9 protein-coding genes, 1 other RNA gene and 1 pseudogene are annotated in these 13080 nt (G+C 33.9%); 4 read left to right on the forward strand and 7 right to left on the reverse strand.

Annotated features, from left to right (window positions below; translation table 11 throughout):
- The 3 genes and pseudogenes from Q9Q97_RS20230 to ffs all read right to left on the reverse strand — a co-directional run.
- A pseudogene (locus Q9Q97_RS20230) lies at window positions 1-971 on the reverse strand (hypothetical protein); the annotation flags it as partial.
- A gap of 270 nt (window positions 972-1241) precedes the next feature.
- On the reverse strand, window positions 1242-2045 hold the full coding sequence (locus Q9Q97_RS20235) for an SDR family oxidoreductase (protein WP_306160442.1): 804 nt from the start codon (window positions 2043-2045) through the stop codon (window positions 1242-1244).
- Between the two features lie 183 nt (window positions 2046-2228).
- Window positions 2229-2326, reverse strand: an RNA gene (gene ffs / locus Q9Q97_RS20240) — signal recognition particle sRNA small type.
- A gap of 88 nt (window positions 2327-2414) precedes the next feature.
- Between ffs and Q9Q97_RS20245 the strand changes: the two genes are divergently transcribed.
- The gene (locus Q9Q97_RS20245; protein ID WP_306160444.1) at window positions 2415-3467 is read left to right on the forward strand and encodes a glutaminyl-peptide cyclotransferase; all 1053 of its coding nucleotides are present in this window, start codon (window positions 2415-2417) and stop codon (window positions 3465-3467) included.
- Window positions 3468-3560: 93 nt separating this feature from the next.
- Window positions 3561-4799, forward strand: coding sequence for an imidazolonepropionase (hutI, locus tag Q9Q97_RS20250; RefSeq protein ID WP_306160446.1), 1239 nt, complete (start codon window positions 3561-3563; stop codon window positions 4797-4799).
- 100 nt (window positions 4800-4899) lie between these two features.
- On the opposite strand, the gene Q9Q97_RS20255 is transcribed toward hutI, so the two are convergent.
- Complete coding sequence (locus Q9Q97_RS20255; protein ID WP_306160448.1) at window positions 4900-5778, reverse strand: hypothetical protein; 879 nt, start codon at window positions 5776-5778, stop codon at window positions 4900-4902.
- 98 nt (window positions 5779-5876) lie between these two features.
- On the opposite strand from Q9Q97_RS20255, the gene Q9Q97_RS20260 reads away from it, so the two are divergent.
- Window positions 5877-6914 carry a formimidoylglutamase gene (locus tag Q9Q97_RS20260; protein ID WP_306160449.1) on the forward strand — a complete coding sequence of 346 codons (1038 nt, stop codon included), beginning with the start codon at window positions 5877-5879 and terminating at the stop codon, window positions 6912-6914.
- Window positions 6915-7049: 135 nt separating this feature from the next.
- Window positions 7050-8297, forward strand: a complete 1248-nt coding sequence (locus tag Q9Q97_RS20265) for a DEAD/DEAH box helicase (protein WP_306160451.1) — start codon at window positions 7050-7052, stop codon at window positions 8295-8297.
- Here Q9Q97_RS20265 and Q9Q97_RS20270 read toward each other — a convergent pair.
- The 3 genes from Q9Q97_RS20270 to aroC form a co-directional block, all read right to left on the reverse strand.
- Window positions 8294-10477, reverse strand: coding sequence for a response regulator (locus Q9Q97_RS20270; protein WP_306160452.1), 2184 nt, complete (start codon window positions 10475-10477; stop codon window positions 8294-8296). The two genes, Q9Q97_RS20265 and Q9Q97_RS20270, sit on opposite strands and share 4 nt — an antisense overlap.
- A 123-nt stretch (window positions 10478-10600) precedes the next feature.
- On the reverse strand, window positions 10601-11863 hold the full coding sequence (locus Q9Q97_RS20275) for a dicarboxylate/amino acid:cation symporter (RefSeq protein WP_306160455.1): 1263 nt from the start codon (window positions 11861-11863) through the stop codon (window positions 10601-10603).
- Window positions 11864-11915: 52 nt separating this feature from the next.
- Window positions 11916-12974: a chorismate synthase gene (aroC, locus tag Q9Q97_RS20280; protein WP_306160456.1), complete on the reverse strand. Its 1059-nt coding sequence runs from the start codon at window positions 12972-12974 to the stop codon at window positions 11916-11918.
- Window positions 12975-13080: the final 106 nt, after the last annotated feature.

The raw sequence follows: 13080 nt of genomic DNA on the forward strand, positions 1-13080 counted from the left end.
CTTGTGACTTTTACAACCGAACTTGCTCCATCTTCGTCGGTAAAAGTAATATCGCCTGAAGTTAGATTTTGAGTTTGAGAAGTCAGGGTTTCGTTGGCTTTAATTATCGGAATAATTTCATTTACAACATTCGTAGTATTAAAAATAGTCGTAGCATTATTAATTACACTGCTTGGGACATCAATTAATGAAGTTGTTCCTTTTTCGTTTGTATACGTATACGTTCCGTTTGCATTATCAACTAAAGTTGTAGTCGTTTCTAAATTTTTAATAGCCTGAGTTAAATCCAGCTGCGTAATATTTCCAGCTTCATCTTTATAATCGATATGAACATTATCGGGATTCATTGCAATTGTTGTCAGTACATCAGTATGATTTGAATCAATTGTAGTTTGAACTCCTTTTTCATTGGTATACGTATAAGTTCCGTTTGAATTATCAATCAAAGTTGTAATAGATTCTACATTTCGAACCAAAGTTTGAAGATTAATAACCGTTCCGTTTTTATGCTCGTCTACATAAGTTAGTGTATTTGCGGCAGCATCGTAAACCAAAGAAGTAAGCGTTTCATTAGCGGGAATATCTATCACAGTAATTGTTCCATCTTCACTTTTATACGTATAAGTTCCATCGCCATTATCAACTAATGTCGTGACTACCTGATTAATAAAATTTTGATCTGTTATAATTCTGTGCCATTTATTGTTATACCAATAATAATAACCAGGTGTAATACTGCTTGCCGTATTGGTATTATAAACCAAAAGACTTTCGATATTTCCGCTAGTAATTGTAGAAGTATCTGTATTGCTTTGCAGTGAAACTCTTGGAATCAGAATTCCTTTGTTTGATGCTACAATATCTAATTGAGCAGAATTATTAGGAGTGAAAGTTCCGACACCAACTTGCGAATAAACATCTGTAGTAGAAATTAATACTACCATCCAGAAAAGGAGTAATTTTATTTTCATTCGATCCGATTTTAAGTTTCTAAAATGATAAAAGCAGAAAATCCATTCTAAAACAGACTTGCATTTTAAACATCAAAAATGTTTAACAATCAATTATCAAAAGGGTACTCAAAAATACGAATCAACTAATCTACAATGTGTTATAAAACAAAAAAACATGTTTCACTTTTTAAAATGCAACATGTTTTTGTAAGAATTACAGCTTTATTTACATAAAAACCGAAGCAAAAAAAGTTTACCTCGGTTTTTATTATTCTAAATTTATAATGTTTAAAGCTTATAATGATTCATCAGCATTTTCTCGTACATTTTATCTGGAAGCGCTCGTTTTAAGACAATCGAAAACTTTTGCATAAATGCTCCTACTTTATAATGCACATTTGGCTTTTTAGTCTGAATGATTTTGTAAACTGCTTCGGCCATTTCATTCGGATTACTTCCTGCATCAACATGATCGTTCATTGTTGCCAAAACATCTCCGTAAACTTTTTCATAAGCAGAATCTTTAATAACTGGCGCGTGGTAACGTCCCGCTGCAATATTGGTTGCAAAATCTCCAGGCGCAACATTCGTGATTTCAATTCCGAAAGATTTAACCTCCATTCTTAAAGCTTCCGTAATTAATTCTAAAGCTCCTTTTGAAGCGGAATAAACGCTTCTATACGGCAATCCCATATAACCTGCAATCGAAGTTATATTTATAATAAGTCCCGAATTCTGTTTACGCATTTGCGGAAGCGCCGCTTTCATCACCTCAATTGGCCCGAAAAAATTAGTTTCAAAATTATTCCTGATTTCTTCGGTTGGAATTTCTTCCAAAGGTCCTGTAATTCCAACTCCAGCATTGTTAATTACAATATCTAATCTTCCAGAAGTTTCAATAATTCTGCTAACGGCAGTTTTAATAGAATCAGAATTTCGAACATCTAAAGCAACTAATGGAAAAATAGAATTTAAAACTTTCTCAGGATTTCTGCTTGTTCCGTATACAACGAAACCTTTTTGGTGTAAAAATTCACCAATCGATTTTCCAATTCCAGATGATCCTCCGGTTATTAAAACGACTTTACTCATTGTTAGTTAGCTATTAAGAGTTAAATATATTTTACTGGTTAAAAAGTGTACTTTTTATATACTTTTAATTTAACCGCAATCCCGATAGCTATCGGGATTGCGGTTAAAAAAAATCCCAGCAGGGTAAAAATAAAAAAATCTTCCATAAAGGAAGATCACAAATTAAATAATTCTAAAAATAAAAAATGGCAAGCGACCTACATCGCACCGCTCAACCACGTACCCTTGCTATGTTCCCATCCTGGGGGAGTCTGCAGGAGCTGGTCGTGTAGGACTTGCCGGTGCAAATATACAACCTTTTTATATTTTTGCAAGACCTTTGCGGCAATAAAAATATCGTCGTATATTGCCTTATTCAAATTTTAAACTATGAAAAAATATAACTTCCTAGCTGTCATTTTATTAGGAATCACATTAATTGGATGTGGAGAAAAAAATAAAGGTGAAAATTCTTTATTTACTATCGATGATTCTGCTTTTCCAGCTCATCTTACGCAAAAAGAAGCGCTTAATATTGGAATTTTAAACCCAAAATCAAAAGAAATTGACAGCGTTGCCTACTTCGTAAACGACCAAAGAGTTGGAGGCACAAAGGGTGCTGAAAATTTTAGATTTGAATTAATAGATCAAAAATTGGGTTATCAGTACCTAAAAGCTAAAGTTTATTTTGGAGGAGATTCTTCTGATGCTACTGCTAGAATTGAGGTAGTTTCAGACATTGAGCCAAAATTATTAAAATATAAAATTGTAAATACTTTTCCGCATGACAAAAAAGCATTTACAGAAGGTTTAGAATTTTATAAAGATACTTTATACGAAAGCACTGGACAAGAAGGAGCTTCCTTTATAAAAAAATATGACTATAAAACTGGAAAAGTTTTCAAACAAATTGATCTTGACCAGCAATATTTTGGAGAAGGAATTACATTTATAAATGATAAATTATTCCAATTAACTTATAAGAATAAAAAAGGTTTCATTTACAACGCTAAAACTTTAAAGCTTGAAAAAACCTTTGATTATGAAAAAGATATCGAAGGATGGGGAATGACAAATGACGGAAAACATATTTATCAGACAGATGGAACTGAAAAAATTTGGAAAGTTAATCCAGCTACTCAAAAAATGATTGATTATATCAACGTTTATTCAGGTACTTCAAAAATTAAAGCCGTTAATGAAATTGAATGGATTGACGGGAAAATCTATGCAAATGTATGGTTTAAAGATGCTATTGCTGTTGTAAATCCAAATTCGGGAGCTGTTGAAGGTATTTTAAACTTATCTGATTTAAGAAAAACAATGATAGATATTACAAAAGATGATGTTTTAAACGGTATTGCATATAATCCTAAAACTAAAACTATTTTTGTAACTGGTAAAAACTGGAGCAAAATGTTTGAAATTACCGTTTCAGAATAAAAAAAACATACAAATTAAAACACGAATTTCACAGATTTCACGGATTAGTTAGTGATAATTTGTGAAATTTGTGTTTTATAACAATTCCTACCAATGATCACATTAATCACAAACATACAAGAGCTATTACAAGTTCGCGAAACTTCAATCGCTAAAGTTTCAGGTTCTGAAATGGCAATTCTTCCCACTATTAAAAATGCTTTTTTAATTATAAAAGACCATTTAATTGAGGATTTCGGCTCAATGGACGACCTTCCAAAAATCAATGCTGACGAAACTATTGATGCTACAGGAAAAGTGGTTCTTCCGTCATGGTGCGATAGCCACACTCATATTGTTTATGCTGGAAATCGCGAACAAGAGTTCGTTGACCGCATCAACGGACTTTCTTACGAAGAAATCGCGAATCGTGGTGGCGGAATTTTGAATTCGGCTAAAAAGCTAAACGAAACCTCAGAAGAAGAAATTTACGAACAGTCAAAAATTCGTCTAGAAGAAGTAATGCACTTAGGAACTGGTGCCGTTGAAATTAAATCTGGCTACGGATTAACCATTGAAGGCGAACTAAAAATGCTCCGCGTAATTAAAAAACTGGCAGAAAATTATCCAATTTCTATAAAAGCTACTTTTTTAGGCGCACATGCTTTTCCAACACATTATAAAGAAAACAAAGTAGGTTATATTGACGAAATCATTACTAAGATGATTCCTGAAATTGCCAAAAACAAACTGGCAGAATATGTAGATGTTTTCTGCGAAAGCGGTTATTTTTCTGTAGAAGAAACCGAAAAAATCATGAAGGCCGGAATCGACTTTGGTTTAAAACCAAAAATCCACGTGAATCAATTTAATTCTATTGGCGGTATTCAGGCTGGAATTAAATTTAATGCACTTTCTGTAGATCATCTCGAAGTGATGAATCCAGAAGACATTCAGGCATTAAAAGACACAGAAACAATGCCTGTTGCTCTACCTTCTTGTTCTTATTTTTTAAGTATTCCGTATACGCCAGCGCGCGAAATGTTAAAAGCGGGTCTTCCTCTAGCATTGGCAACCGATTTTAACCCTGGTTCTACTCCATCTGGAAATATGAATTTTGTTGTAGCAACGGCTTGTATCAAAATGAAAATGACGCCAGAAGAAGCAATTAACGCTGCCACCATAAACGGCGCTTATGCTATGGGACTTTCAGAAACTCACGGAAGCATTACAAAAGGCAAAAAAGCCAATTTAATCCTGACAAAACCAATTTCTTCTTATTATCAGATTCCGTACGCTTTTGGTAGCAACCTTATCGAATCTGTTTTTGTAGAAGGCAAAATTTTAAAATAACTTTTTGCTTTCAGTCAATTTTTAAATTATTATTCCATAAAAAAAGGTCTGCAAAAAACTGCAGACCTTTAATATCTTAAGTGGTATTTTTCCCTTCGGCTTATCTTAAACTGAAACTAGTTTTAGAAACTAATTCGTCATTATCAAATACATTGATAAAGTAAGTTCCTTTAGCAAAATCTTTTCCAGGAAGATCTTCACTAACTTGAACAGTTTTGTTTTCATACTTTACAGTAGTTTTAAAGCTGTAAGTCAATGTGTTATCTCCAAAACTTTCTGTTTTCTTTTCGCCTAAAACATTGTTTTTAGCATCGATAACTTGAACATAATACGTTTTGTCACCAGATTTTGCAATTTGGTTTTCAGCAATTGTAAAACTAACTTTCAAAACATCAGCACGGCTTGCTTTATCAGTTTCGATTTGTTTACCAGAGCTTTTCAATTTGTAAGCTGAAGTTTTTGTGTTTAACACAGATAATTTAGAACCTTTTTCTACAGTTTTAGCTAATTCTTCGTTTTGACCAACTAATACTTCGTTATATTTCTTAGATTCTCCTAAAACTACAATAGTACTGTCTCTTTGAGTAGTTAAAACACCATTTTGTTTTTTCAACTCATCGTTTTCAGCAACTAAAGTTTTCATTTTACTTTGCATTGCCTGAACTTGAGATCTGTATTTAGAAACATCTCCTTTAGACTTGTTCAAATCATCCATCAAAGCTACTACTTTGTCTCTCTCTTGGATTAATTCGTCAGACATCGAAGTATTTTCAGCAATTGCAGCATCGTAAGTTGCTTTTAGCTCCTGTAAATCTTTCATTACAGATTCTTTTTCTGTTAATGTAGTGGTAAGTTCTGTCTTAACTACATCACTATCAGACGATAGTTTAAAAATATACACTAAGCTACCAATAAGTAGGACTGCTAAAACTGCGATTACCGCCTTTAGACTTGAATTGTTGTTCTTTGGGTTTTCCATATTTAAAAAATTTTCTTTAATAACAAATTTAAGAATTAATATAAGGTAATAACGTAAGTTTCTACAATTATATTATTTTTGGAAAATAAATTTTTTTCATGGAAAAATTAATCCCTTTCACTATAAATGATTTAGCAAAAATCACAAATCACAGAAGTGGTGAAATAAAGTTCGGAGAAAAAATGATTGTCATTCCTTCTGGAGTTGACAAGGTTGATTTTATTAAAGAAAGCGAAGCAAAATATGTACTTTTAGGAATTCCTGAAGATATTGGCGTGCGTGCCAACTACGGAAGACCTGGAGCGGCTTCTGCATGGCAATCTGCTATAAAAAGCATTGCTAACATTCAGCACAATCGTTTTTCTAAAGGAAGCAATATTATTATTTTAGGCCATATTAATGTTGCTGATGAAATGCGTGAAGTAGAAAACTTAGACTTCAACGACATTGACGACAGATCAAAATTAAGCCAGCTGGTTGAAAAAATAGACAAAGAAGTATCTCATATTATTTTTACGATAATTAAAGCTGGAAAAACACCTATTATTATTGGCGGAGGCCATAATAATGCTTACGGAAATATTAAAGGTGCCGCTCTTGCGAAAGGAAAACCTATAAATGCAATCAATTTTGATGCGCACTCGGACTTTAGAATTTTAGAAGGCCGTCATAGCGGAAACGGATTCTCTTATGCTTACGAAGAAGGTTTTTTAAGGAAATATTTCATTTTCGGACTTCATGAAAATTACACTTCAAAAAGTGTTTTAGATATTATTAAAAAACTGGAAGACCGCGTTCGTTATAATACATACGATAGCGTTAACATTAGAAAAGAAAAAGATTTTAATCGTGAAATGATTACCGCTTTGGATTTTGTGAAAAATGACGCTTTCGGAATAGAGATCGATCTGGATGCAATTCCGAACATTGCCAGCAGTGCCATGACCATAAGCGGATTTTCAGTTGAAGAACTGAGACAATTTGTTTCTTTCTTTGGCGAACATAAAAATGCGACTTACCTGCATATCTGCGAAGGAGCGCCAGATTTAGACAATTCTCCAAACAATAATTTAATTGGTAAATTAATTGGCTATTTGGTAACTGATTTCATTAAAGCCAACATCGAAAAAGATTGATTTAAAAATTGATTCCAGATACGAAGAAGATTGGTTTTGCCAAATAAAAGCCAATTCAAACAAACGATTGACTGAATAAACTTATCTTTGCACGGCATTTTAGAATTAAAACTAAAATAGTTAATCACCTAAGATATGTTATTCGAAGATCTATCACTTTCAAAAAGTATACAAAAAGCCGTATTTGAAGAAGGCTATTTAAATCCGACCCCAATTCAGGAAAAATCTATTCCAATTGTTTTGGCTGGCCGTGATTTAATTGGCTGTGCGCAGACCGGAACAGGAAAAACAGCGGCTTTTGCTATTCCAATTATACACCAATTACACCGCATTGTAGGTTCATCAAAAAAAACAAAACTGATTCGCGCGCTTGTGGTTACGCCTACCCGCGAACTGGCAGTACAAATCGGACAAAGTTTTGATACTTATGCCAAATATACCAATTTAACACAGCTGACTATTTTTGGAGGAGTTTCTCAGAACCCGCAAGTAGACGCTTTAAAAAACGGAGTCGATATTTTAATTGCTACTCCTGGGCGTTTATTAGACCTTCACAAACAAGGTTTTCTTGATTTTAATCACTTGCATACTTTAGTGCTTGATGAAGCCGATCAGATGCTGGATATGGGTTTTATAAACGATGTCAAAAAAATCGTAAAACTGACTCCTAAAAACAGACAGACTTTACTTTTCTCTGCTACAATGCCAATTGCAATTCGCGAACTGGCAGAAATGTTTTTGCAAGATCCAGAAAAAGTAGAAGTTTCTCCCGTTTCTTCTACAGCAGAAAATGTAGAACAGCGTATTTATTTTGTAGATAAAACTGAAAAAAGAAACTTATTATATAGTTTGATTAAAGAAGAAAATTTATCAAACGTGCTTGTTTTCTCGAGAACAAAACATGGCGCTGACAATGTTGTAAAAGCGCTTCGCAAAAAAGATATTCCTGCAGAAGCCATTCATGGCGATAAGTCTCAAAACGCAAGACAAAGAGTCTTAGACGCTTTCAAAAATAAAGAAGTTGGTGTTCTTGTAGCTACAGACATTGCTGCACGTGGAATTGACATTGAACAACTTCCGTATGTTATCAATTTTGATTTGCCGAATATTCCTGAAACTTACGTTCACCGTATTGGCCGTACAGGTCGTGCGGGAAACGGCGGTATTGCTATTTCTTTCTGCGGAAAAGACGAACTTCCTTATTGGAAAGATATTCAGAAACTGATTAAAGTAGATGTAAAAACGATTGCCGATCATCCGTACCAATGGCATTCTGGAAGTCCAGAAGCAGGAGAAAAACCTAAAAACTCCAACAGAAGCGGTGGCGCTCACAAATCGAGAAAATCGGATAATTCTAAGAAAAACAAAAAACGCTGGTATTAAACAGCGTTTTTTTCGTTTATAAGGAAATTGATTATTTTAAATAATTTAACTGGCTCAAAAGGTTTAATTATAATATCATTCATTCCCGACGAAATCGCTTCATCTGTAATTTCATCTTTATCAAAAGCTGTCAGAGCCACAATTGGCGTTTCTATACCGAGAAGACGTATTCTTTTAGTAGTTTCAAATCCGTTCATTAAAGGCATATTAATATCCATTAAAATCAAATCAAAGGTTTCTTCTTCTAAAATTTTAAGTGCTCCAAAACCATCATCTACCACTTTGCAGGCATAATTGTTCTTTTCGATAATCTTTTTGGTCACCAGCTGGTTAATTAAATTATCTTCAACCACCAAAATTTTGTAGATTTCGCTCGAAGTCAGATCTACTTCAATCTCATCAATAATACTTTTCGTTTTGGCTAAATCGTGTTCAAAAGCGATTGTAAACGAAAATGAAGTTCCTTTTCCTAAATCGCTGTCTAAAGAAATCGTACTTCCAAAAAGCCCAAGCAATCTTTTTACAATGCTAAGCCCTAAACCTGTACCTTGATAATCTTCATCTTTTCTGCCAACCTGAACAAACTTTTCAAAAATCTTATTCTGGTCAACAAGCGCGATTCCAATTCCGTTATCTTTTATCAGGAAATCTAAATAATATAGTTTTCCTTCAACTTTATTAAGTTTTACAATAATTTCAACTTGTCCGTCTTTGGTAAATTTCAAAGCATTGCTCACCAAGTTCATTAAAATCTGAGCCAGTCGCAACTTGTCTCCAATTAAATATTCTGGAATGCACGGATCAATATCAATAGAAATCCTATTATTATTTTTTTGCGAAAGAAAAGAAAGCGAATTCTTGATTACTGTAATTTCATCGGTAATATTAAAAGTCAGGTTTTCAAGTACGATTTTATTTTCTTCAATTTTATTGATTTGCAGAATATCGTTTACTAACGACAATAGATATCTCGCAGAAAATTTCAGAGAACTCAAATGCTGGCTTCTTGAAATCTCTTTGTGTTCTTCGAGCAGCATATTGGTAATCCCGACCACTCCATAAAGCGGTGTGCGCAATTCGTGGCTTATAGTAGATATAAATTGCGTTTTGAGCAGAGAAGCTTCCTCTGCAATTTCTTTTGCTTGCAGAAGCTCTAAATTGTGCTTTTTCTTGTATCTGATGTTTCTTATCAGCGTGATAATTAAAATTAAAAGAATCAGCGAAATCAAAATAAATAGAATTACAATGATTTTTGATTTTCGCAAACTTTGAGACTGCTCTACTTTTTCACCCTCAACTTTATCGATCTGTCTTTTGTATTCATCCAATTCCAAACTCAAACCTGCCTGCGACGCTTTTTTAAGCTTTTTAGCATCATACAATTTATCAGAAAGGCTATAATGATTTACAAGCGCATCGTAAGCTTCTTTATGCTTATTGATTTTATTTAAAAAATGAGAATATTCTAAATAAGCATGCGCCAAATCTGTTTTCTCCTGACATCTTTTTCCTGCTTCTATTGCGCTCAAAAAATGAGCATTTGCCGCTTTATTATCATTTTTGTGACTAGCATAAATCCCATTTAGCATATCTACAATAACTTCTGTAGATCCGTCATTGTATTTTAATTTGGTGCTATTGACATATTTCAGAAAAAGAGACCCCTGCTTATAATTTTCAATATCAAAATAAGCCCAAGCAATATTGACATTCGTAAAATAAACTTCTTTCAGATCATTAATTTTCAAAGCGTAGGCAACCGCTTTTTTATAATAGCGAATTCCTTCGTCAAACTGTTTCTTTTCGAAACAAAACATATTCCCCAGATTATTATAGAGATTACATTTTAAAGTATCATTGTTAGTTTTATTGGCGTAATACAGTCCTTTTTTATAGAAAAAAACAGCTTTATCAAACTCTGTCAATTCATTATAATTGGCCGCTATAATATTATACGAACGAGCAATAAGACAATAATCTTTTTTTGCGGTTGCAGCATTTAAAGCCGTTCTGGAATAAGTAAGTGATTTTTCGAAATTAGATTCCCTAAAATTTAAAAGTGCTTTTTTTACAATCTTATCGATCTTAGGATCAATATTACAATTAGATTGCGAGATCGCCGAATTGGCAAAGCAATTCAGAGCAAAGAGTAAAAGTAAAAAAATCCGTATTTGGGGCATTAATCGGCTAGTTTGATCAAATATACACTTTAAAATAAAAAAAAGCTGTATTTCATAAAAAAATACAGCTTGTCAAAAATTATTTCGATAACTAAGAAAAAAAATTAAATCTTAGTGCTATTATTATTCTTTGTTTTCCTCCCATTGTCCTACAACAGAAGTCGCTAATGCATTTCCTAATACATTGGTTGCACTTCTAAACATATCACAGAAATGGTCAATTGGAAGAATCAATGCAATCCCTTCAATCGGAATATCAAACATACCGCAAGTTGCAGCCACAACAACCAAACTTGCGCGAGGCACACCCGCAATACCTTTACTGGTAAGCATTAAAACCAAAAGCATTGCCATTTGTGTTCCTAAATCTAAATGCACATTGTAAAATTGAGCAATAAAGATACTGGCAAAAGTCATGTACATCATACTTCCGTCAAGGTTAAACGAATAACCAAGCGGCAACATGAAAGAAACGATTTTATCTTTTACGCCAAAACCTTCTAATTCTTCCGTCAATTTAGGGAAAACTGCTTCACTACTCGTTGTTCCGAAAGCAATTGCTAGAGGTCCTGTAATTCGTCTTAGTAATTCAGTCATTCTTCCTTTAAGGAAAATATATCCGACCGCAATCAAAATAATCCACAGCGTACTGATACCAATTAAAAACGAACCGAAAAATTTAAAGTATGTGATAACCAATTCTTCTGCATCACGTATAGCAAACACACCCGCAATGGCACCAAAAACTCCAATTGGCGCAAATTTCATTACGTAGTTTACCATTTTTAAAACAATATGCGATAATTTATCAAAGGCTCCAATAATTGGTTTTACCGTTGGCCCTAAAGAAGCTGCCGCTAATCCGAAGAAAATAGAGAAAACTACAATCTGCAGGATTTCATTAGTTGCCATTGCTTCGACAATACTTTTTGGCACAATGTGCTCAACAAAATTATCGAAAGAAAGATTTTGCGTTTTACCCGTAACTTCAGAAGCTGCCGCCATATCGACATGGTCTAGTTTTAAACCAACACCTGGTTGCAAAACATTTACGTAAAACAATCCGATTAAAAGCGAAATAAATGAAGCTGTAAAAAACCACCCAATAGCTTTTCCTCCAATTCTTCCAACAGTTTTAATATCACCCAATTTCGCAATTCCTACTACCAAAGTAGTAAAAACTAAAGGCGAAATAATCATTTGCACCAAACGGATAAAGATGGTTGCCAACATTTTTATTTTACCACTAAATAACTGCGCGGCTTCAGGCGAAATGGTATTATGCAGTATAATTCCTAAAATGGCTCCAAGAACCATCGCAATTATAATCTGCCCTGTTAATCCCGAAAGAAATGATTGTTTTTTAGTTTCTGTAACTTCTTGCATTAAATTATTTTTTAATTATTAAAATATAAGACCCTCACTGTCTTACCTTTTATTAATATGTTTTGTTGATTAAATAAAAATCTGCCAAAACAATTGCTGCCATCGCTTCTACGATAGGCACTGCGCGAGGCACTACACACGGATCATGACGTCCTTTTCCTGTCATTGGTGTAATGTTACCTTTATTATCTAAAGAATCTTGAGTCTGCATAATAGTTGCAACCGGTTTAAAGGCAACTCTGAAATAAATATCCATTCCGTTGCTTATACCGCCTTGAATTCCGCCTGATAGATTTGTTTTTGTACTTCCGTCAGGATTGTATAAGTCGTTGTGTTCACTTCCTTTCATTTCAGACCCAGAAAAACCGCTTCCGTATTCAAAACCTTTTACTGCATTAATAGAAAGCATTGCTTTTCCTAATTCTGCATGAAGTTTATCAAATACAGGCTCTCCTAAACCAACCGGAACATTCTGAATCACGCATGTTACAACACCTCCAACAGTGTCTCCCTGCTTGCGGATATCACGAATATATTCTTCCATTATCGCTGCCGATTTTTCATCTGGACAACGTACTGGATTGCTTTCTATTTTAGAAAAATCCAATTCTTGGTAAGGCGTTTCTAAATGAATTGGCCCAACAGAAGAAACATAAGCATTAATCTTAATTTCAGGCAACATCTGTTTTGCAATTGCACCCGCTACCACTCTACTTGCTGTTTCTCTTGCAGAACTTCTTCCGCCGCCTCGGTAATCACGCAAACCATATTTCTGGTCGTAAACGTAATCGGCGTGGCTTGGTCTGTAATTATCTTTTATATGAGAGTAATCGTCTGATTTTTGGTTGGTGTTCGGAATAATGAAACCTATTGGAGTTCCTGTAGTTTTTCCTTCAAATATTCCTGATAAGAATTGAACGCTGTCTGGTTCTTTTCTTTGAGTAACAATTGCCGACTGACCTGGCTTTCTTCTTGCCATATCTACCTCAATTGCTTCAAAATCTAATTGTATTCCTGGAGGACATCCATCAATAATACCGCCTAAAGCTTCACCGTGAGATTCTCCAAATGTTGTTACTTTATATAATGTGCCGAAGCTGTTTCCTGCCATTGTGTTTTGTTTTGAGCAAATGTAAGTTTTATGAATTAAATTAAAAAATTTAAAACTGGTATTATTAACGAAACATTAAATGGGATAAAAATTACAATTTGGTAAA

The organism is Flavobacterium sp. DG2-3, from assembly GCF_030730925.1.
Lineage (GTDB): Bacteria > Bacteroidota > Bacteroidia > Flavobacteriales > Flavobacteriaceae > Flavobacterium.